At 66.3% G+C, this 19692-nt stretch carries 32 protein-coding genes; 28 read left to right on the top strand and 4 right to left on the bottom strand.

The window, feature by feature from the left end; all coding sequences use genetic code 11:
• Positions 1-2: 2 nt before the first annotated feature.
• Entirely contained in the window at positions 3-737 is a 735-nt protein-coding gene (locus DKG74_RS07010; protein ID WP_109904088.1) for a S24 family peptidase, read from the bottom strand.
• Positions 738-824: 87 nt separating this feature from the next.
• Here DKG74_RS07010 and DKG74_RS07015 point away from each other — a divergent pair, with 87 nt between their 5' ends.
• The 7 genes from DKG74_RS07015 (at position 825) to DKG74_RS21460 (ending at position 3422) form a co-directional block, all read left to right on the top strand.
• Complete coding sequence (locus DKG74_RS07015) at positions 825-1076, top strand: carph-isopro domain-containing protein (RefSeq protein ID WP_109904090.1); 252 nt, start codon at positions 825-827, stop codon at positions 1074-1076.
• A complete protein-coding gene (locus DKG74_RS07020) occupies positions 1073-1369 on the top strand; it encodes a hypothetical protein (protein ID WP_133251522.1) in 297 nt (98 codons plus the stop codon). The genes DKG74_RS07015 and DKG74_RS07020 overlap by 4 nt, the downstream gene beginning before the upstream one ends.
• 542 nt (positions 1370-1911) lie before the next feature.
• On the top strand, positions 1912-2199 hold the full coding sequence (locus DKG74_RS07030) for a hypothetical protein (RefSeq protein ID WP_109904096.1): 288 nt from the start codon (positions 1912-1914) through the stop codon (positions 2197-2199).
• On the top strand, positions 2196-2372 hold the full coding sequence (locus tag DKG74_RS21675) for a hypothetical protein (RefSeq protein ID WP_165837573.1): 177 nt from the start codon (positions 2196-2198) through the stop codon (positions 2370-2372). The genes DKG74_RS07030 and DKG74_RS21675 overlap by 4 nt, the downstream gene beginning before the upstream one ends.
• Positions 2369-2602 (top strand): hypothetical protein, encoded by a 234-nt coding sequence (locus tag DKG74_RS07035; protein ID WP_109904098.1) that lies wholly within the window; start codon positions 2369-2371, stop codon positions 2600-2602. Before DKG74_RS21675 ends, DKG74_RS07035 begins: the two co-directional genes overlap by 4 nt.
• A gap of 5 nt (positions 2603-2607) precedes the next feature.
• On the top strand, positions 2608-3216 hold the full coding sequence (locus DKG74_RS07040) for a helix-turn-helix domain-containing protein (RefSeq protein ID WP_133251523.1): 609 nt from the start codon (positions 2608-2610) through the stop codon (positions 3214-3216).
• Positions 3213-3422: a hypothetical protein gene (locus DKG74_RS21460; protein ID WP_133251524.1), complete on the top strand. Its 210-nt coding sequence runs from the start codon at positions 3213-3215 to the stop codon at positions 3420-3422. The genes DKG74_RS07040 and DKG74_RS21460 overlap by 4 nt, the downstream gene beginning before the upstream one ends.
• A gap of 35 nt (positions 3423-3457) precedes the next feature.
• Here DKG74_RS21460 and DKG74_RS07045 read toward each other — a convergent pair whose 3' ends face one another.
• Positions 3458-3886, bottom strand: a complete 429-nt coding sequence (locus tag DKG74_RS07045; RefSeq protein WP_109904102.1) for a HicB family protein — start codon at positions 3884-3886, stop codon at positions 3458-3460.
• A gap of 71 nt (positions 3887-3957) precedes the next feature.
• Positions 3958-4149, bottom strand: a complete 192-nt coding sequence (locus DKG74_RS22495) for a type II toxin-antitoxin system HicA family toxin (RefSeq protein WP_109904104.1) — start codon at positions 4147-4149, stop codon at positions 3958-3960.
• Positions 4150-4260: 111 nt separating this feature from the next.
• On the opposite strand from DKG74_RS22495, the gene DKG74_RS07055 reads away from it, so the two are divergent.
• The 19 genes from DKG74_RS07055 to DKG74_RS07145 all read left to right on the top strand — a co-directional run bounded on the left by DKG74_RS07055 (position 4261) and on the right by DKG74_RS07145 (position 18190).
• Entirely contained in the window at positions 4261-5334 is a 1074-nt protein-coding gene (locus DKG74_RS07055) for a DUF7146 domain-containing protein (protein ID WP_109904106.1), read from the top strand.
• Positions 5335-5345: 11 nt separating this feature from the next.
• Positions 5346-7091 (top strand): hypothetical protein, encoded by a 1746-nt coding sequence (locus tag DKG74_RS07060; protein ID WP_133251526.1) that lies wholly within the window; start codon positions 5346-5348, stop codon positions 7089-7091.
• A 265-nt stretch (positions 7092-7356) separates the two neighbouring features.
• Positions 7357-7950, top strand: coding sequence for a hypothetical protein (locus DKG74_RS07065; RefSeq protein WP_133251527.1), 594 nt, complete (start codon positions 7357-7359; stop codon positions 7948-7950).
• Positions 7951-8042: 92 nt separating this feature from the next.
• The gene (locus DKG74_RS07070; protein WP_207779294.1) at positions 8043-8354 is read left to right on the top strand and encodes an HNH endonuclease signature motif containing protein; all 312 of its coding nucleotides are present in this window, start codon (positions 8043-8045) and stop codon (positions 8352-8354) included.
• Positions 8355-8519: 165 nt separating this feature from the next.
• Complete coding sequence (locus DKG74_RS07075; RefSeq protein WP_109904114.1) at positions 8520-9053, top strand: phage terminase small subunit P27 family; 534 nt, start codon at positions 8520-8522, stop codon at positions 9051-9053.
• 23 nt (positions 9054-9076) lie between these two features.
• On the top strand, positions 9077-10678 hold the full coding sequence (locus DKG74_RS07080) for a terminase large subunit (RefSeq protein WP_243404046.1): 1602 nt from the start codon (positions 9077-9079) through the stop codon (positions 10676-10678).
• A gap of 1 nt (position 10679) precedes the next feature.
• The gene (locus DKG74_RS07085) at positions 10680-11942 is read left to right on the top strand and encodes a phage portal protein (RefSeq protein ID WP_207779276.1); all 1263 of its coding nucleotides are present in this window, start codon (positions 10680-10682) and stop codon (positions 11940-11942) included.
• Complete coding sequence (locus tag DKG74_RS07090; protein ID WP_109904118.1) at positions 11929-12759, top strand: head maturation protease, ClpP-related; 831 nt, start codon at positions 11929-11931, stop codon at positions 12757-12759. Before DKG74_RS07085 ends, DKG74_RS07090 begins: the two co-directional genes overlap by 14 nt.
• Positions 12760-12768: 9 nt before the next feature.
• On the top strand, positions 12769-14031 hold the full coding sequence (locus tag DKG74_RS07095) for a phage major capsid protein (RefSeq protein ID WP_109904120.1): 1263 nt from the start codon (positions 12769-12771) through the stop codon (positions 14029-14031).
• A gap of 61 nt (positions 14032-14092) precedes the next feature.
• A complete protein-coding gene (locus DKG74_RS07100; RefSeq protein ID WP_109904122.1) occupies positions 14093-14533 on the top strand; it encodes a hypothetical protein in 441 nt (146 codons plus the stop codon).
• A 2-nt stretch (positions 14534-14535) separates the two neighbouring features.
• The gene (locus DKG74_RS07105) at positions 14536-14829 is read left to right on the top strand and encodes a head-tail connector protein (protein ID WP_165837574.1); all 294 of its coding nucleotides are present in this window, start codon (positions 14536-14538) and stop codon (positions 14827-14829) included.
• Positions 14826-15203 carry a head-tail adaptor protein gene (locus DKG74_RS07110; protein ID WP_109904126.1) on the top strand — a complete coding sequence of 126 codons (378 nt, stop codon included), beginning with the start codon at positions 14826-14828 and terminating at the stop codon, positions 15201-15203. The genes DKG74_RS07105 and DKG74_RS07110 overlap by 4 nt, the downstream gene beginning before the upstream one ends.
• Positions 15200-15655 (top strand): HK97 gp10 family phage protein, encoded by a 456-nt coding sequence (locus DKG74_RS07115; protein WP_109904128.1) that lies wholly within the window; start codon positions 15200-15202, stop codon positions 15653-15655. Before DKG74_RS07110 ends, DKG74_RS07115 begins: the two co-directional genes overlap by 4 nt.
• Positions 15655-16068: a DUF3168 domain-containing protein gene (locus DKG74_RS07120; protein ID WP_109904130.1), complete on the top strand. Its 414-nt coding sequence runs from the start codon at positions 15655-15657 to the stop codon at positions 16066-16068. Before DKG74_RS07115 ends, DKG74_RS07120 begins: the two co-directional genes overlap by 1 nt.
• Positions 16068-16415: a gene transfer agent family protein gene (locus tag DKG74_RS07125; RefSeq protein ID WP_109904132.1), complete on the top strand. Its 348-nt coding sequence runs from the start codon at positions 16068-16070 to the stop codon at positions 16413-16415. Before DKG74_RS07120 ends, DKG74_RS07125 begins: the two co-directional genes overlap by 1 nt.
• Complete coding sequence (locus DKG74_RS07130; RefSeq protein WP_109904134.1) at positions 16396-16584, top strand: hypothetical protein; 189 nt, start codon at positions 16396-16398, stop codon at positions 16582-16584. The genes DKG74_RS07125 and DKG74_RS07130 overlap by 20 nt, the downstream gene beginning before the upstream one ends.
• A gap of 48 nt (positions 16585-16632) precedes the next feature.
• Positions 16633-17082: a phage tail tube protein gene (locus tag DKG74_RS07135; RefSeq protein WP_109904136.1), complete on the top strand. Its 450-nt coding sequence runs from the start codon at positions 16633-16635 to the stop codon at positions 17080-17082.
• A gap of 2 nt (positions 17083-17084) precedes the next feature.
• Positions 17085-17630: a gene transfer agent family protein gene (locus DKG74_RS07140; RefSeq protein ID WP_109904138.1), complete on the top strand. Its 546-nt coding sequence runs from the start codon at positions 17085-17087 to the stop codon at positions 17628-17630.
• Between the two features lie 62 nt (positions 17631-17692).
• Positions 17693-18190: a hypothetical protein gene (locus DKG74_RS07145; RefSeq protein ID WP_133251528.1), complete on the top strand. Its 498-nt coding sequence runs from the start codon at positions 17693-17695 to the stop codon at positions 18188-18190.
• 42 nt (positions 18191-18232) lie between these two features.
• Here DKG74_RS07145 and DKG74_RS07150 read toward each other — a convergent pair whose 3' ends face one another.
• Entirely contained in the window at positions 18233-18538 is a 306-nt protein-coding gene (locus DKG74_RS07150; protein ID WP_109904142.1) for an Arc family DNA-binding protein, read from the bottom strand.
• Between the two features lie 93 nt (positions 18539-18631).
• On the opposite strand from DKG74_RS07150, the gene DKG74_RS07155 reads away from it, so the two are divergent.
• Positions 18632-18850 (top strand): hypothetical protein, encoded by a 219-nt coding sequence (locus DKG74_RS07155; RefSeq protein WP_109904144.1) that lies wholly within the window; start codon positions 18632-18634, stop codon positions 18848-18850.
• Between the two features lie 26 nt (positions 18851-18876).
• The gene (locus DKG74_RS07160) at positions 18877-19686 is read left to right on the top strand and encodes a phage antirepressor KilAC domain-containing protein (RefSeq protein ID WP_109904146.1); all 810 of its coding nucleotides are present in this window, start codon (positions 18877-18879) and stop codon (positions 19684-19686) included.
• The last annotated feature ends 6 nt before the right edge of the window (positions 19687-19692 follow it).

Genomic DNA, 19692 nt, shown 5'->3' on the forward strand with positions numbered 1-19692 from the left:
AACTATTCAATATTTCTACCAACCCATAATACTCGTCCCCAGACCAATATGTCATCGTCGCGAACATCGGGTATTTCCGGGTAGTCGGAAGAATTGGAACTCCGAATTATCAATCGCCTGTTGCGTGGGTCTCGGCGGATATTCTTTACCATTGCCTCGTCGCCGTCTCGGTAAGAAATGGCGTACATGCCGTCGCGGCGAATCTCCGTCACTGACATATCTATGAGTACAGTATCGCCTGATCTCAAGTCCGGCTCCATGCTATTACCCTGGACGCGCAGGATACCGATCTTATCCAGACTTGCCGATGTGCGGCTGCGCAGCCAATCGAGGCGGAATGCCAGCTTGTGATCGACGATGATCTGTTGTCCGTTGACTGCGCCGTGGCCCGCCGAAAGCGTGGCGTCATAGACGTTGACGAGGGCAAAACCCATGCGCTCGAACGCGCTGGTATCGTCATCCTCGATCATCTCGGGGTTGCCGTCCGTTGGACTGGTGGCGCCGTCCGCTGCCCCGTCGCCGCTAAAAAGCCATACCCAGTCGCAATGCAGCAGCGGCGCGTATTTTTGCGCGGCCTCTGCGGTGAGTGGCCGCGTGCCGTTTTCGTGGTGCCGATACCCCCCTTCCTCGATGCCCGCCGCGCGCGCGAAGGCTCCGGCTGAGGCGTAGCCAGCCGCGCGCCGTGCCTGGCGCAATCTCGGATGTGGGGGGTATTTAGGGTTTTTGGGCGCGGACATAGCCGTTACAGGGTGTATCTCCCGGCGCGGCGAATGCACGCTACAAAACGTATTGACTTAAACAATACCGATTGTATCGTTGCGGGCATGGAAAGCGTCGCCTCGATCATTGCCCTATGGCCATCGGCCGAAGAGTTTGCCCGCGACCTTGGCGTTCCGGGCGTCACCGTCAGGCAGTGGCGGCGGCGCGGTGCGGTTCCGCCGCGCCATTGGAATGGCATCGTCCGCGCCGCCAATCTGAGAGGCTTGCCCGGCATCACGATCCAGTGTCTGGCCGACATCGCCGCCGCTGCGCCATCGCCCGCCGCGGAAGCCTCGAGCCCGGAGGCGGCGGCGTGAAGACCCTCGATCATCCCGAAATGGACGTCGGGCTCTTCGACTCCGACGAGGGCTCGTTGCCCTGGATGGCGGTTCGGTGGGCGGTGCATGCCGCCGCGTCGAAGGCGTATTACCGGGCGCCCAAGCCCGAGCGGCGGCGCGCGTACCGCATGATGCGGCGCTGGAATAACCGCGCGGGGGCATGGGCGCCGATCAGCGAGGTGGAAATTCAGGGGCTGGCGGCGGGCCTTGGATGCCGGGTGGAGATTCGGTTCATCCCGCTTTCGGAGGGCGGGGATGACCGTAAACCGTGACGTCGACCGCAAGGCGGGCATGGGGGCGGCGGCATGAAGGGTCTCTCCCTGCTCGATGTCGGCGAGCTTGCCCGGGGTGAAATAGATACTCCGGTTCGGGCGGCGCTCATGACCGCCGTATTGGCGGCGGCACGATCCTATCGCCTCTCGCATCGGGGGTGTCTCCGGTTCCCCCGCCGTATCCGCCGGGCCTTGGCCCGCCTCGATATGAGCGCGCCGCTGACGGAATGCGAGATCGAGGGGATCGCCGGCCTTTGCGGATGCCGGGTCGAGCTGCGGCTTGTGCCGGTTAGTCCGATGGATCGGGGCGGTATCGGGGATGTGTGAGTTTTTCCGACAGCCGCGCAAGACCTTATCGCCGGCCGTCACGGCCATATCCGGGCGGGGCGTTGGCGCGCCCCGGACCGGCCCTGTTTGCAACGCATTGGGTTTCTTCGGTCACCGTGACCTCCTTTCTTCCGCGTCCAGAGATCGCACGGAGTTTGGAGCCGATGTCCGAAAAGTTGTCGCCAAATGGCGAAAAATTGGAGCGGAAAGCCGAAATGACTGATGTGACCGTTCACCCCGCGGACAGGGTCAGGGGCGAGGTCCGGGAGGCCGCGCGCGTGATCGTGCGGGCGAGCGGGCTTGCGCTGAAGTCGGCATTTCCCGCGCTGGGGCGGCAGGTGGGGGTCAGCCCGTCGCGGGTGAAGGACCTCTATTACGGGGCGGCGGCGACCATCCATGCGTGGGAAGCGGATGAAATCCGCCGCCTCCGCGCGCGGATCGACGAGATCGAGGCGCGGCGCCGGGCGGGTGAAGACCGTGCCCGCGAGATTCTGGGGGGATGATGACGACACTCGGCCGGCTCTGGCACTTCGCGGCGACGCTGTGGCACGGCCACTGGTCGGCCTGGCACGATGCGCGTTACGCCGTGCACGCGGCGGCGCAGCGCCGGCACGAGGCAGCCTGGCGGCGCCTGCGGGGCGAAGCGGCCGGGCGCGACCGGGAGGGCCGGGTATGAGCGCGGTGGCGGCGGACGGGGTGCTGGCGGCGCTGGCCGCGGTGCAGTTGATGGCCGATGTGGATCGTGTCCGGCTGGCGCGATTGCTGCGGCTGGACCTGCCGGTGAGACAGGGGCGCGGGGCGCCCGACGAGGTCCGCCCCGAGGGGCGCGACGCTGCCCGCATGGGCGTTTCCTCCCAGCCTTCGCCGCCCCGGATCGCCGGGGCGGCGGCTTTTTCGGTGGGGTGACGGTGATGGCGGGCAAGATCGACGAGGGCATGATCGCGTCCGTGCTGGCGCAGCTCGAGGCTTGCGCCGCGCGGGGCGAGGCTTGCCCGACGAATGAGGTTCTGTGCGCGCGGTATGGCCTGCACGCCCCCCAATATGGCTCGCGCCTTATCAGGGCTCTGGAGCGGCGCGGCTTGATCCTGGTCGAGCGAGGGGCAAAGACGCGGGTCGTGACCATCCTTGCCAGCGGGGCAAGGACCGCCGGAGCGGTGATCGGCCGCCGCATTCCGCGCGGTCAGGGCACCGGATATCGGGAGCCACGGCCCAAGGCGGCCAAGGAGGTAGCGGCGCCTGCGGCGCGCGCGAAAACACCGAAGGCCGTCGTGGCGGCGCCGATGCCGAATGCCCAGCCCACGCCGCGCCCGCCCACGCCGCGCGGGGAGGCCTGGGCTCCCCCGCTGCGGGATCATGGCGGCGGCTGCCGTTTCATCGACGGGCAGCCGGGGCGGACGGGCTGGACCTGGTGCGGCGCGCCGCGCCTCGACGGCGGGTCCTGGTGCGCGGGGCATCATGCCCGGGTCTATATCCGTCGCCCCCGGCTCGACGGGGTCAAGGGCAGGGGGAAGGGCCGGTGAGCGCGATTCCCCATCCGCTGGTGGTAACCTGCATGATGCCGGACTGCGATCTGCCCGGCGCCTTCGGCGTCGACGTCTGCCTGCTGCGCGGGCGGATCGGGCGCTGGTATTGCAGCGCGCATCGGGACGGGGGCGCCGTCGCGCCTGTGATCGAGCCGGCCTTGGAGCGCCCCCGCCCCAATGGCGGGCAGGGGCGGCTGCTGTGAGGGCCGCCGGCGCATATGCCGGCGGCCCCCGGTCGTCACGCGGCCATGGGCTGGACCTCGATCCGCAGGGCGAGGTCGAGGGTGGCGAAGGCCTGTTCGAGCTGGTCGAGGCCGCTGGCGACGTGGGGATCCAGCAGGCGGCGGACTTGCCGGTCGTCGATGCCCATGCGGCGGGCCAGCGCGACCTGCGTCACCCCGGCGCGGCGCATGGCGCGGGCCAGCGCCATCTTCGCCCGGGCCATGGCGGGCAGGCGCGCCGCCGCCTCGCCCGGCATCGCGTCGCCCGGCGGCAGGTCGATGTCGCGGCGGGCATATTGCCCGGCGATGCCGACAAGCGCATCTTGCGCGGCGGCGAGGGCTGCCGCCTCGGTTTCGCCGAAGGTCGTCAGTTCGGGCAGGGCGGGGCAGGTGACCAGAAAGGTTCCGTTGTCGTCCGGCTCGATGTTCAGTTTATAGCGATCCATGCATTGTCATCCTTGCTGCCTTGGGGATGTGTTCAGCGGTCGTGGCCTGTTCCGGGGGGTGACCCCGGGCTCTATTTGAGCCCGAGGTCTTTCTTGATCTTCGCCATCAGTCCGGTCCCGAGTTGCTTCTTGCCACCGTGGCGAGGCATCTGGGACCAGTTGCCGTTGGCGGGATTTTCAAGGTCGACGTGGCCGGAGCCGTGTTGTTCGTGGACCCTGATCCCTTGGGAGCGAAGCCATCGCTCGAATTGTCCGCTGTTCATCAATCCCTCTGTTGTTGTCGATGGAGATAAATTAGGACGAATTTGTCCTGATGGCAAGGGAAATCAGGACGAATTTGTCCTGATTTTTCAGGTTGGGGGGCGGCCGTGACGATGGCTTCGCCGCTGACCGATCTGGCTTCGGAGGTCCGGGCGCGGGTCTCCATCGTCGATATCGCCGGGCGTTACACGACCCTGAAGCAGCGGGGGCGCGGCGACTGGTGGGGATGCTGCCCGTTCCATGGCGAGAAGACGCCGTCGTTCCACTGCCTGCAGCACCAGAAGCGGTTTTTCTGCTTTGGCTGCGGGGCATCGGGCGATGTCATTTCCTTCGTCATGGGGATGGAACGCAAGACGTTCAAGATCGCCCTGCTCGGGCTGGCGGAGGAATTCGGGTTGGCGCCGGTGCCGGACGGACAGGTCCGCCCGCGCCCGCCGGAGCGCATTCCGGTCGAGGCGCGGGCGGCGCGCGAGGATATCGGCGCCTATGTCGAGTGGTGCCGGGCGCAGTGGCGGGCGGCGGCGCCTGGCGCCGGCACGCTGGTCGAGGTCTATCTGCGGTCGCGGGCGATTACCCTGCCGGTGCCGCCCACCTTGCGTTTCGCGATGATGCGGCATTCGGACAGCGGGCTGGTGCTGCCCTGCATGGTCGCCGCGGTGCAGGGGCCGGATCGCAGCGTGATCGGCATCCATCGCACCTATCTGCGGGATGACGGGCAGGGCAAGGCGCTGGTCAGCCCGGCCAAGAAGATGGCCGGCATCATGATCGGCGGCGCGATCCGGCTGGCGCCGGCCAGTGACGTGATGTGTTTCGGCGAGGGGATCGAAAGCACCCTGTCGGTCATGCAGGATTGCCCCGGGCTGGCCGGATGGGCTGCCGGATCGCTGGGCAATCTCGCGGGCGCCGGGCGCGGGCCGATGACGCCGCATCCCCGCCGCGAGGGCGTGAAGGTGCCCGATCCCCGCCCCGACATGGGGCGGCCGGGCATCGCCATTCCGGCGGAGTGCCGCGAGGCGATCCTGCTGGGCGACAGCGACAGCGATCCCGAGATCACCGGCGCCCTGATGGCCCGGGCGGAGACGCGCCAGCGGATCGAGGGGCGGATCGCCCGTATCGCCTGGGCTGATGAGGGACAGGATTTCAACGACATGCTGCAGGCCCGCGCGCGGGCGACAGCGGCAGCGTAATCGGAGGCGTCATGAGCGAGCAAGACCGCGACAGCGGAATTCACATGGCCGTGTTCGGCCGGCGGGAGGTGGAGGATTGCCCGATTGCGCCGCTCGGCCATCGGAACGGCATCTATTTCTTCGTGTCGCGCGCCGGGGAGGTCCGCAGCGGCAGCGCGAAGGATTTCGGCTATGCCGGGCTTATCTCGCTGTTCGATGGCGATACGGAGTGGCTGGCGACGATGTTTCCGCCGGGGAGCCGGGCGACCGCGCCTTTCGACCATGCGATGGCCCTCGCGTGGCTGATACGTTCGTGCGTCGAGGCGGGGATATGGGATGAGAGCACGCCCATGCGCTCCGTCGGGACGTGGCGGGTCAAGGGCGGCGCCCTCGCTGTCCATTGTGGAGACGCCATATGGTACAACGGCGAATGGCTGCCGGGCGGGGCGACCATCGAGGGCATCCGCTATCCGACGGCGGCGCGCGTGTCGCGGCCCGATTTCGACGCGATTCCGGATGCCGCGACGGTGAGGGACCGGCTGCTGTCGGTCGTGAAACGCTGGACATATCTCGATCCCCTGGGCGCCGAGATGGTGATGGGATGGCTGGCGGCGGCCTTTCTGGGGGGCGCGCCGTCCTGGCGCAACCATGTCATCGTGCAGGCGGGTTATGGCGCCGGCAAATCGACACTGACCGCGCTGATGTCGGCCGCGTTGGGGGATGCCGCCGACCGTACCCAGACCGACACATCGGAGGCCGGCACGCGGAAGGCCAAGCGGGGCGAGGCCCGCGCCATCATTCTCGACGAAACCGAGGATGACGCGGGGAGCGGCCATCACGTCCGGAAAATGATCGGCCTGCTGCGCCGGATGTCCTCTCGCGATGGCGCATCGACCCGGCGCGCCGATGGGGGGCGGGCGGTCGAGGATCGCGTCGTCGGCGCGGCCTGGATGGCGGCCATCCTGCCCCCCGTGCTCGAGCCGCAGGACCGGTCGCGGTTCATCGCGATCGCGCTGGGGCCGCTCGACGGTCGATCCGATCCCGGCGACATCGACGCGGCCATCGAGGACGTGGGGGCGCTTTCCACCGGACTATGGGCGCGGATGATTACAGGGTGGGGGCGGTTTTGCGATTCCTTCGCGGCCTATCGCGCCGATCTGATCGCGCTCGGCTGCACGGTGCGCATGGCCGATCTGGTCGGGACGTGGGTGGCGGCCCGGGACACGATGCTGGAAGACGAGGTGCTGGGCGCATCGGCCCGGGAAGCCGAGATCGACCGCCTCCGCCCCTATCTTGCCGCGCTGATGGACAGCGATCAGGGCGAGGGGCACGGCGAGGAATGCTGGCGGCATCTGCTGTCCTCGCCCATGGACACATGGCATGGCGGTTCGCGGCGGGTGGTCGGCGGCCTGCTTTACGAGGCGCTTTACCTCGTCGATGCGGAGATGGATGCGAAGCGGGCGTTGAAGCAGGTCGGGATTCGAATCCTTACCGAGACCCCGCCGGGAGAGGCGAACGGCGTTCGCGTCATCGCCGTCGCCAATCAGCACGCGGGTCTCGCGAAGCTGTTCGCCGGCACCATCAAGTGGCAGAGCGGGGGCTGGGCAACCGCGCTCAAGCTGCTGCCGGGGGCGTGGGCGCCCGCGAAGCCGACGCGCTTCGCGGGCGCGTTGTCGCGCTGGACGGCGATACCGGCGGATTACATCCAGCCGGACGCTGCCGAGGAGCAGCGCGACGGTGGGGGTGAGGGCATCCCCGATGTGGATGCGGAGGCGTAACGGTTCCGGGCGTAACAGTCGCTGTAACGGCCGCTGTAACGGTCTGCGTAACGGAAAAAACATCAATGTTTCTCGTGGGTTACGGCAAATCGTTACGGTCGGTGCAGCGTCGCCTCGCGTATGATGCGCGTGCGGGCGCGGGCGTGCGAGGGATGTGGCGTAACACCGTAACACTTAATGAATTATAGAATGGATTCAATGGGTTGATCGGTTACGGCGGGGGTTACGGTCGCTGTTTCGGTGATACGGGAGAGGTGCTATGGCGGTGGATATCGACGTTGAGGCGCTGCTGGTGTGGACCTACCGAGACCAGCGCGCGGACCTTTATGCCGGCGGCGCGCAGATGCACCCGCTGGAGCGGGCGGCCGATGGCCACAAGGTGTTCGGCCGGTCGGCGGATGGCTGCGCGGCGATCGAGGACCGGGCCATGCTGGGCGCCGACGTCGACGTGCGGGGCCGCGCGGTCGGCGGCATGGCGATCGACGACGATGCCGAGCATGTGCATGGGCTGGTCGCCGCGCTCGGTCAGGTCTCGTCGATGCTGATGCGATATGCGCGCACGGGCGATCGGCCGGGATGGGCGGCGGATGTGGCCCCTATCAGGATCGTGCCGCTCCCGGAACAGCACCGCTGGCCCGATCCCCGCCAGCCCCGCCATCCCGGTTACCTCTACTGTCCCGTCGTGATCGACGACAACGCGCGGGAGATTGCCTTCCAGCGCGCGCAATACACGGCCTGGGTCTCGGGCCTGATCCTCGTCGCCTATGGCCTTCGGAAGGAGACGGGGCGGCTGCGGCGCTGGCAGGTCACGGATGTGCTGCCGCCGCTTGCTCCATGGGGCCTTGACGGTGGCCGCTGATCCTAGTATTGACTTTTTCAGTGCCTGAATTGCGCCCGCCCGGTCGAACGACTCGGCGGGCTTTTTGTTGCCCGGAGACCGGTATGCCCATTATGCCGCCGACCTTCGGTGCTCGCCCCCCGCGCAGCGACGCGGATCGCAAGCGGGATCATGACCAGCGGCGCGAGTCCGCCGCATCGCGTGGATACGGGCGCAAGTGGCAGGCCGCACGGCTTGGCTTTCTGGCCTCCCATCCGCTCTGCAGAGAGTGCGGAGAAATTGGGCGCGTTACGCCCGCGACCGAGGTCGACCATATCCAGCCGCATCGCGGTGATCAGGGCTTGTTCTGGGATCGGACCAACTGGCAGCCGCTTTGCAAGTCACATCATTCGGCGAAGACGGCCCGCGAGGGTCGCCGCCCATAGGGTGCGGTCGAGGCGAACGCCGTTCGCCCGACGCCTTGGCCCCCTCCCCCTGCCCGACCGGGAGGGGGAGGGGGAGTCAAAAGTTGATGCCCCTCGACCTGTGGACCGACGGGGTAATCATTCGCGTATCGCCGCGTAATTGCTGAAACTTTTTTTGGAGGGGCTATGACCCGGGGAAGGAAGCCGCAACAGCCGGAGCTTGCCCTGGCGAAGGGTAACCCGGGCAAGCGCAAGATCGTGGGGCTTGCCGAGAAGAAGGCGGGCGGCTCGCTCGTCTCGCCGCTGAAGCTGACGAAGAAGGCGCTTGCCATCTGGAACGAGCTGATCGGCGATCTGGAGCGGATGAATTTCGTGCGGTCGACCGACCGCTACGCCTTCGCGCGCTACTGCCGTTACATGGTGCGCTGGTGCGAGCTGGACGATGCCGTCAAGCCGGGCGCCGAAACCTACTGGACCGAGACCCCTCACGGCAAGATGAAGCGGCTCGATCCTGCATTTCAGGCGATGGATCGGATCGACCGCCGCCTTGAGGCCTATGAGGTGCAGTTTGGGCTTCTGCCGGCGGCGCGTAATCAGATCATGCGGAATCTGTCCATGCTCGCACCCGAGCTGCCCTTGGCGCTCCCGGGGCAGCCGGTCGAAAGCAAGCGGGCTGACGACGATGCCGGCCCGATCGGCATCCTGGGTCAGATCCACTGATGGATACCCCGACTGTTCCGCCAATGCCAAAGGGTGCGGAGCAGTTCGGGGCGTGGTGGGACGAGGCGGCGGCGCAGGCCGCGACGGACTTCTTTTCGCGTTACCTCAGGCATACCGAAGGAGAATGGGCGGGCAAGCCCTTCATCCTGGCGGACTGGCAGCGCGACCGGATCATCCGCCCCATCTTCGGCTGGAAGCGGGCGGACGGCACGCGCCTGATCCGGATCGTCTGGATCGAGGTCCCGCGCAAGAACGGCAAGACCGAACTGGCCGCGGGCATATCGCTGCTGATGCTTCTCGGGGACGGGGAGAAGGGCGGTCAGGTCTATTCGATGGCCGTCGACAAGGACCAGGCCAAGATCGTGTTCAACAAGGCGGGCACGATGATCGGATTTTCGGAGACGCTGAGGAAGAACGTCGAGGTCTACAAGACGTCGATCTTCTGCCCCCAGCTGATCGGATCGTTCAAGCCTCTGTCTTCGGGTCCGGGCGGAAAGCATGGCTTCTCGCCGACGGGCGCGATCGGCGACGAAGTCCACGAGTGGCCCGATGGCGAGCTGGCCGACGTCGTGCACAAGGGCATGGCGGCCCGCCGTCAGCCGCTGGAGATCTATATCACCACGGCCGGTCTGAAGGATCATGGCTACGCCTGGGAGATGCACGAGCTGGCGTTACAGATCCTCGATGGCTCCATCGTCGATCCGTCTTTCCTGCCGGTGATCTTCGCGGCGAACGACGACGAGGACTGGACGTCGGAAGAAGCGGCGCGCCGGGCCAATCCGAACTATGGCGTCTCGGTCAAGCCGCAGTTCATCACCGACGAATGCGCCAAGGCGATGCGCTCGCCGCGAGCCGAGAATGATTACAAGCGCTTCCACCTGAACCTCTGGACCGAACAGGCGACGCGATGGATACCGATGTCGTCGTGGAAATCCTGCACGCTTCGGCCCGCAGACGCGACCTATTGGCGCGATCTGGAGCAGCAGATGCGGGGCCGGAAGTGCTGGGGTGGCCTCGACCTGTCGTCGACTCGCGATATCACCGCGCTCGCCTGGTCGTTCCCGCCCGAGAAGGAGGGCGACCGCTGGATCATCCTGTGGCGTCACTGGCTGCCGGCCCTGACCGTGCAGGACCAGCCGCCGGCCCGGCGGATGAAGTACGAGGCCTTCGCCCGCTCGGGCGCGCTGACCCTGACCGGAGGGAATGTCATAGATTACAACCTGATCAGCCGGCAGGTGCTGGCGGATCGCGAGATCTATGACGTTCAGGGGCTGGCCGTCGACCGCTGGAACGCCACACAGACCGCCGTCGATCTGCAGGGTGAGGGCGTGAACATGGTGATGTTCGGCCAAGGCTTTGCCTCCATGTCGGCGCCATCGAAGGAATTCGAGCGGATGGTCGTCGGCGAATTGCTGGAGCATGGGAACAACCCGATGGCGAAGTGGATGGCAGAAAACGCGATCGTCGAGACCGATGCCGCCGGGAACATCAAGCCGTCGAAGGCTAAGGCGCCGCAGAAGATCGACGGGATCGTCGCGGCCGTGATGAGCATCGGCCTCGTGCCGACGCAGCGCGCGGCGGAGCCGTCGATCTATGCCAAGCGCGGTTTGAGGATGGCAGGCTGACATGGGCATCGCGGATCTGTTTCGCCGTCGCGGCAAGCCTGCCGGCGGCGCCGTCCGGCGTGCGCGCGCCGAAGATGGCGGGATCGCCATCATGCTCGGGGACCCCGCGATGGAGGCCTATCTCCGTGGCGGCGCGGAGACCCTGTCGGGTGCCGTGGTTTCGCCGGAAGCGTCCCTGCGGAACATGGCGGTCTGGCGCTGCGTCGACCTGATTTCCGGGTCTATCGGAATGCTCCCGCTCTATCTCCGGGAGCGTGATGCTTCGGGTGGCATCGCCAACGCCGAACATCACGCGCTTTATCGGGTGCTGATGTCGCGCCCGAATGGCTATCAGACGCCGCTGGTGTTCAAGGCGCACATGCAGATGCGCGCGCTGGTCAACGGCAATGCCTATGCCCTGATCGTCAGGTCGCGCGGCCGGGTCATCGCGCTTAACCCGATAGACCCCAACAGGGTCCGCGTTCGCCTCCAGAACGACTGGAGTGTGATTTATGACGTGACACGGCCCGATGGCACGCTGGTGAGCCTGCCGTCGTCGGATATCCTGCACCTGCGGGGCCTGAGCTGGGATGGTGTCCTTGGTATCTCGCGGACCGCGGTCGCGCGCGAAGCCATCGGCCTCGCCATGCAGGCCGAGGCCGGCACGGCGCGGCTGTACAAAAATGGCGTCATGGTGGGCGGTTTCCTCCAGCATCCGGGCAAGCTGGGGGATGATGCCTTCGCGAACCTCGACGCCAGCCTGAAGTCGAAATATTCGGGGGTCGAGAACGCGGGCAAGTGGATCATCCTCGAGGAGGGGATGAAGGCGGAGGTTGCCCAGTCCTCGGCCCGCGACAATCAGCAGATCGAGACGCGAAAGTTCCAGATCGAGGAGGTCGCGCGCGCCTTCGGCGTGCCACGTCCTCTCCTGATGATGGATGAGACGTCATGGGGCTCGGGCATCGAACAGCTCGGTATTCTGTTCGTCCGCTACTCCCTCGCGCCCTGGTTCAGGGCGTGGGAGGAGGCAATCGCCCTGACCTGCCTGACCGAAGCGGAAATCGGCCGCTATTACGCGGATTTCGACGAGAAAGAGATGCTGCGCGGCTCCCTGACCGATCAGGCCAATTTCTACGCCAAGGCGCTGGGGGCGGGCGGCTCGCAGCCCTGGATGCAGGCGAATGAAGTCCGCGAGGACGTGGGGCTCGGTCCTCACGTCGACGGCGCGGGACTGAAGAATCCGATGACAACGCAAACGACGGGGGCCGGCAATGAGCCTGCGTGAACTGCCCAAGATCAGCGCCCTGGAACGCCCGGACGGGTACGAATGGGACCCCTCCCCCGACCTTCTCGAAAAGTGGTCGGCCGGCCCGATCGCGGCGGAGGCTGACGATCCTTCGACCATCTCGATCTATGAGCAGATCGGCGGTGGCATCTGGTCGGAAGGCTTCACGGGGAAACGCATGGCGGGGGCGCTTCGGTCGATCGGGCCGAAGCCTGTCACGGTCAAGATCAATTCGGTCGGCGGTGACGTCTTCGAGGGGCTGACCATCTATAATCTCCTGGCGGAGCATCCCGCGAAGGTAACCGTCAAGGTCATGGGGATCGCGGCTTCCGCGGCCTCCTTCATCGCGATGGCGGGCGACGAGATCGTCATGGGTCTCGGCTCGATGCTGATGATCCACAATGCCCAGGCCGGGATCATCGACAATCGCCATGGGCTTCGCCTCGTCGCCGATTACCTCGAAACCGTCGATGGCGCGATGACCGATATCTATGAGGCGCGCAGCGGTCTCGCCCGGAAGGCGATCGTCAAGATGATGGACGACGAGACCTATCTGTCGGCGCGCGAAGCGGTCGACAAGCGTTTCGCCGATATGATTTCGAGCGATCCCGTCCCGCCGGCCTCCTCCGCCCGGGCGGATCGCTCGGCTCGCGCCAGCCTCGATATTCTTCTCGCCCGTCAGGGGGTGCCGCGTGCCGAGCGGCGCCGCCTGCTGCGCGATGCCACCGGCACGCCTGGCGCTGCCGTCCCCGCCACGCCCTGCGCTGGTATCGACATGGCCGCCGCCGCGCGGCTTCTCGCCACCCTCAAATCCTGAGAGGTCACCATGACCAAGCATTTCCCCGCCCGATCCTTTCGGGCGGCGCCCTATATCCGCGCCGAAGGCGCCGATCCCAACGCCATCCTGGCGCAGATGCAGGCCGCCTTCGAGGCCTTCAAGGCGGACCACAAGCGCGAAATCGACGCGGTCCGCAAGGATGTCCTGCAGACCGAAAAGGTCGATCGCATCAATGCGTCGATCGAGGAATACGGTCGCGAGCTGGACAGGGTGAATGCCCAGCTTGCCGCGCTCAAGGTCGGTGCCGGCGCGGCCGCGTCGGTCGATCCGGCGCGCGCCGCGCATCGCAGTGCCTTCGACACCTTCTTCCGCAAGGGTGCCGAAGCGGGCCTGCGCGACCTCGAGATCAAGGCCCAGCTCACGACCCAGTCGGACCCGGACGGCGGCTATCTCGTGCCCGTCGAGATGGAAACGACGATCAATCGCGTGCTCGGCACGGTCTCGACCTTCCGCTCGGTCGCGCAGGTCCTGCCGATCGGTACCTCGACCTATACCAAGGAAGTGTCGATGGGCGGGGCCACCGCCGGCTGGGTGGGCGAGGAAGACGCCCGGACGGAAACCGCGACCCCGACCCTGCGCCAGCTCGAATTCCCCGTCGCCGAAATCTACGCGGAACCCTATGCGACGCAGACCGTGCTGGACGATGCCCGCATCGACATCGAGGCCTGGCTGGCGGGCGAGGTCTCGACGACCTTCGCGGAAATGGAAGGCGCGGCCTTCATCGCCGGCAACGGGGTGAAGAAGCCGCGCGGCATCCTGTCCTATGACACCGTCGCCAATGCGTCCTATGCCTGGGGCAAGATCGGCTTCGTCGTCACCGGCGGCGCCTCCGGCTTCGCGGCGAGCGCGCCGGCCGATGCCTTCGTGGATCTGTACCATGGCCTCAAGCAGGGCTATCGCGGCAATGCCCGCTTCATCATGTCGGATGCCACCCTGGCGGCGGTCCGCAAGCTCAAGGACGGTCAGGGCAACTACCTGTGGGCGCCGCCGACCGTCGCCGAAGCCCCGAGTACCATTCTGGGCAAGCCGGTCCTGACCGACGACAACATGCCGTCCATGTCGGCCGGAACCTTCCCCGTCGCCTTCGGCGATTTCGCCCGTGGGTATCTGATCGTCGACCGCATCGGCATCCGCGTGCTGCGCAACCCCTACAAGGTCAACGGCAAGGTCGCTTTCTACACCACGAAGCGCGTCGGCGGCGGTGTCCAGAACTTCGAGGCGATCAAGCTCCTCAAGGTCGCCGCCTCCTGATGATCCAGCCGGGGCGGAACGATCCGCCCCGACCGCCTCGTAACTCGCAAGGAATCATGACATGAAAGATCTCCATTCCAAGATCATCGCGGTGCAGGCGATCGGTGCGGCGGTGCTCGCCGCCGACAATACCCCCGCGGCCATCGACCTGCAGGGCTACAATTCCGCCGAAATCGTGCTCGCCATCGGTATCGGCGGCATCACCTTTTCCGGCACCAACAAAATCGAGTTCAAGCTGACCCACAGCGATGATGACTCGACCTATGACGCGGTCGAGGTGGACGATATCCTGGGGGCCGATGACGTCGGCACCGGCGGCATCGTCAAGGCGCTGGTGGCTGCCCATGCGGCGCCGGCGGTGTATCGCTTTGGTTACAAGGGCGGCCGGCGCCACCTCAAGCTGCTGGCCGATTTCTCGGGCACCCATGGCACCGGCACCCCCATCGCGGCCATCGTGCTCAAGGGCAACGGCTACAATCGTCCGGAAGCCGATCAGGCCTGATCGTGCCCATCGTCAGCCTGCAGCAGGCCAAGGATCACCTTTGCGTCGATTTCGACGACGATGACGACCTGATCGCCCTCTATATCGCCGCGGCGGAGACGGGCCTGCTGCAATATTGCCGCATCGACGCGGTGCCATCGGGGGCGGAGGCCGTGTTTCAGGCCGCCGCCCTGCTGGTGGTCGGTGACCTGTACGGTTACCGGGAGACGGTACAGACGGGCGGCACGTCCACGCCTATCGCGCTTACCCCCAATGTCTTGTGGCTGGTCGGACCGCACAGGATGTTGCGGGTATGACGGGGGCCGGCGATCTCGTCCGGCGCGTGGCATTCGATGCCCGCGATGTGCTGGATGACGGTTTCGGCAATGGCGTCGAAACCTGGCAACAGCGCCTGGTCTGCCGGGCGGGTTTCACCTTTCTGCGCGGCGGCGAAAGCGTGATCGCCGCCCGCCTCGAAGGGCGGCAGCCGATCGTCGTTCGGGTGCGGGCCTCGTCGTCGACCCGGCAGATCGGCGCCGACTGGCGGATGCGTGATCTGCGCGCGGGGGCATGGGCGGCGGATGCCGGCGGGGCCTACTGGGCGGGGCCGGTCTATGCCGTGCGCTCGGTCATCCCAAGCCCGGATCGGCAATGGCTGGATATCATGGTCGAAAGCGGGGTGGCGGCATGACGGTGCAGGGTTTGGCCGCGCTCGAAGCGAAGCTGAAGCGTCGCGTTCCGGCGGCGGCGGTAAAGCGCCTGCGCGACGCCATGGAAAAATCGGCCGAAGAAACGGTCCAGCTCATGCGGCGCCTGGTCCCTGTCGATTCTGGCGATCTGCGCGACAGCATCGGCTGGACCTGGGGCGAGGCACCCAAGGGCGCGATGGTCATCGGCAAGAGCAAACGGGGCATCGCCGGCATGACCATCACGCTCTATGCCGGCGGCGGAGATACCTTCTATGCCCGATTCGTCGAGTTCGGGACGCAGGCTCACGCGGCCGGCGGGGCTTTCGCCGGATCGGAAATCCCGGCCATCGCCGCGAGCCCGTTCTTCTTCCCGGCCTGGCGGGCCAAGCGCCGGTCGAGCAAGACCCGCATGACGCGCGCGATCCGTCAGGGGTTGAAGGAAGGGGCTGCCTGATGGGGCCGCAGGAAGAGCTGCAAAAGGTCGTGCGCGATGCCTTGCGTGCCGCGCCGGCCGTCATGGCCCTGGCGTCCGACGTCTATGACCGCGTGCCGGCGGATGCCGCGCGCTGGGGCGGGCTCGATGCCTATATCTCCTTCGGGCCGTGCGACACGGTCGAGGATGAAACCGATTGCGTCGCGGCCGCGCTGCACGCGCTGCAGATCGACTGCTGGTCGCGCCGGCCCGGTCTGGTCTGGGCCAAGCGCATGGCCGATGCGGTCGCTGCCGCCCTGCGCGGTCTCGACACCGGCTTTGTCGACAACGCGCTCGTCGACCTGCGGGTAACCGGTCGGCGGGCATTCGTGGATGCGGACGGGCTGACGGGTCACGGCATCGTGACCGTCGAAGCCCTGATCGAGGAGGCCTGATGACCCCGAAAACATTGACCTGGACAGGCGGCGAACATGCTTTCCGCCTTGGCATCGAGCATCTGCGCGCGCTCGAACAGCGCTGCAATGCGGGGCCGGAGGAAATCCTCGGCCGGCTGATGACGCGGACGTGGCGGGTGGCGGATGTAACCGACACGATCCGCCTCGGCCTCGAAGGCGGCGGCCTGGCCAAGGACGAGGCGCGGCGCCTGGTCGCCGCCCATGTCGAGGATGGCCCGCTGGCGCTGTCGGTCGAGCTGGCGCAGACCCTGATCATGCTGGCGCTGTGGGGCGATGCCGAGGCACCGCCGGCCGGTGGCGACGCCGATGCCGTGGTTTCGGTTTGACCGCGCCTTCGACTGGCGCGCGACGCCGCGCTCGGTCGTGGCCTATCCGGCCGGCCTCACCATGCTGGTGCCCGGCCCCTGCGCTGATGCGGCGGAAGCGGCCGGCGCGGGCCGCCGGGTAACGCGGCCGGCAGCCGCGAAAATGGACAAGTCGGGCCGCCTGACCTGACGCGATCTGATCAGCGCCCTTAGGCAAGGCGGCAAAAGGAGACCTGTCATGGCGCAAGCCGTTTCGATCAAATACGGGCTGATCGCCCTCATGCTGGGTGACGGCGCGTCGCCGACCGAAGTTTTCGCCGCGCCCTGCGGCGTGACCTCGCTCACCGTCACGACCAACGTCGAGACGAACACGACCAACCTGCCCGACTGTGACGATCCCGATCTCGCGTCCTGGCTGGCGATCGACGAGATCAGCCGGCAGAAGCAGGTCAGCGGCTCCGGCGTCCTCGACCAGAACGCGGCGGAAACCTGGCGCGAATGGGACCTGGCCGGCGGGCCGAAGAATGTGCGCGTCTATACCAACCTGTCGGCCGGTGCCGGCGGCGGCCATCTGGCCGGTTCGGCCCTGCTGACCGCCTATGAGGAGACCGGCGAGCGGGGCCAGCGCTGGCAGAACAGCTTTACCATCACCTTCGACGGCAAGCCGGTCTGGGTGCCGGCGGTCTGACGATGGCGCCCGCCGCCATGGTGGTGGTCGAGCTGGCCGGGCGCCGCCGCGCCCTCTGTCTCGACTGCGAGATGCTGGACGAGCTGCAGCGCCGCCGCGCCGCCGGGGTGCAGGCCGTGGCCCGGCGCCTGTGGTCACGAAGCTGGCGGGTCGACGACGTGCTCGACGTGCTGCGCCTCGGTCTTGCCGGCGCCGGCATGGGGCCGGTCGAGGCCGAGGATGTGGCCACAGCCGCCATGGCCCGCCTGCGGACCGAGGCCGTGCCCGCGGCCATGCTGGCGATGGGCGCGGCCTTCAACGGCCTGCCGGCGGTCGAGGGACAGGGCGGCCGGCCTGTGGAGCGGCCGGTCGATTTCGCCCGCTTCCGGGCTAAATTGCTGGAGTTCGGCGTTTCCCCGTCCGCCATCGACCGTATGAGCCTGGGTGGGCTGCTGTCGACCTTCGCGGCCCTGGGCAAGACGGGCGCCGATGCCCCGACAGACGCGGAATTCGACGAGATCATGGACGCGCTGCGGGCGTTGAATGACTCGACGGTCCGGCTGCACTGATCGTCTCGACCCGCGCGCCGCGCGGTGACACAATCCGCACGGGTAAAGCGGAGGGAATGGTGATGCGAGCGGTGATCTTGACGGTGGGGCTGGCCTTGGGGCTGGCTGGATGTGCGCAGCAGGTGGAACTTCACACGGTGTTCAATCCGGCGGATGCGGAATTTGTGCTCAAGGACGGGCCAAACCGTGTCAGCGGGCAGGCTTTCGTTCGGCAGAATGGGGGCGGCGTCGTGACGTGCGCCGGCAGTGGTGTTGGCCTGACGCCAGTAAATGCATACTCGACAGATCGGATGATCGGAATCTATGGCAACTCCGTCTCCGGTTATCTTCCTGCGATAATCGAAAAGAAATTGCCTGAGAATGCTGAATACATAAGGCTTTCGAGGACGGCATATTGTGATGCGCAGGGGAATTTCGATTTCGAGAATGTTCCTGACGGCGAATATTACGTTACGACTTATGTTGCGTGGACTGTTGGCTACGTCGCCCAGGGCGGTGGGCTTATGAAGCGGGTTTCGGTCTCCGGCGGGAAGCACGAAAAGCTGATTTTGACCCCTTGATCGGAACAAGATCAAGTGAAGGGCCGCCTCCGGGCGGCCTTTTTATTTGGGCTTAGACTTTTCGACTTTCTCTGTGTCCATCAGATGGGCGGCCTTTTTGCGCCGGTCCCGAAGTCTCTTTGTAGCGAACTGGAGCATGACGATATCGCGATCCGACAGCGCATCGACGACGGCGAGAAGTGAGGCACCGATGCTTGTCGTCGCGGCTTCGGGATGGCCGAAGGTCGATTCCAGCCGCGCCACGATTTCGGCCGTCATGGAACGATGGCTGGCAGTAGCGGCCGCTTCGATCTTGTTCTTGAGATCGGGTGGAATGCGAAGGCGGAAGTGGAGATCTTCTCTCGACATGGCGCACGAATGACACACATTGGGCTTGACGACAATGCCACACGGATGCCACCAATTGCGTGCCGCACGGTGTGGCATTCCGGGAGGGTGGTTGTGAAAGTCAATGAATGGCCGCAGATCAGGCTTCGGCTTCCGCCGGACCTGGACCTGTTCATCGAAGGGGAGGCGGCGCGGAACTTCCGTACCAAGAATTCGGAGATCGTTTATCGCCTCGGGCTTACCCGGGCGGAGGCCAGCGGCGGGGCGCAGATTGGCGTCAGTGACCCCGTCGCTGGCGAGCATCGCAACAGCGTTGACGCGCTGTCGGACTAACCAAGGTGGTAAAGGAGATACCAGCGATGGCTGAAGGGAAATCTATCACTACTGTCCGGCATTCGGGACGGGAATTTTCGGAAGGCTCCCCCGCCGATCTGACCATGTCGAGCCGCGAGATCGCGGATCTGGTCGAGAAGCGCCACGACAACGTGAAGCGAACGATCCAAACGCTGGCTGAAAGGGGGCTTGTTAGGTTTACTCAATTTGAGGAAACCTCCCATGGAGGGGCCGGCGCCCGTCCGGTCGAGGTCTACCGCGTCGGCCAGCGTGACAGCTACGTTATCGTGGCGCAGCTTTCGCCGGAGTTCACCGCGCGGCTGGTGGACCGTTGGCGGGAGCTCGAAGAGCGCGTGCGCCGCGCGCCCGAGCCGACCGTGAACATGGATCATCAGTTGAACGATCCGTCGTTCCTGCGCTCGGCCCTGCTGATCTATACCGAGAAGGTCATCGCCCTTGAGGCCGAGAGGGCCGAACTGCTTGTCGAAAACACCGAACTGGCGATGGAAAACACCGATCTGCGGCCCAAGGCGCGGGTCGCGGAGCGGATCGCCGTGGCGGACGGTCTTCATACCATTACCGAGGCAGCGAAGATCCTGCAGTTGCGGCCGAAGACGCTGTTCCAGTGGATGCGCGACATGCGCTGGATCTACAAGCGGGGCCGCGATGGTTACGAGATATCGATGCAGGCGCGGATCGAGACCGGCTGTTTGCATCAGAAGACGGTGCTGGTCGGCGGCGACAGCGGTGAGCGGACCCGCAGTCAGGTCTTCATCACGGCCAAGGGTATATCCGTGTTGGCCCGCATGTTGTCGGCCAACGAGCAGGATGTATGAAAGGGG

This window comes from Zavarzinia aquatilis, from assembly GCF_003173035.1.
Taxonomy (GTDB): Bacteria; Pseudomonadota; Alphaproteobacteria; order Zavarziniales; family Zavarziniaceae; genus Zavarzinia; species Zavarzinia aquatilis.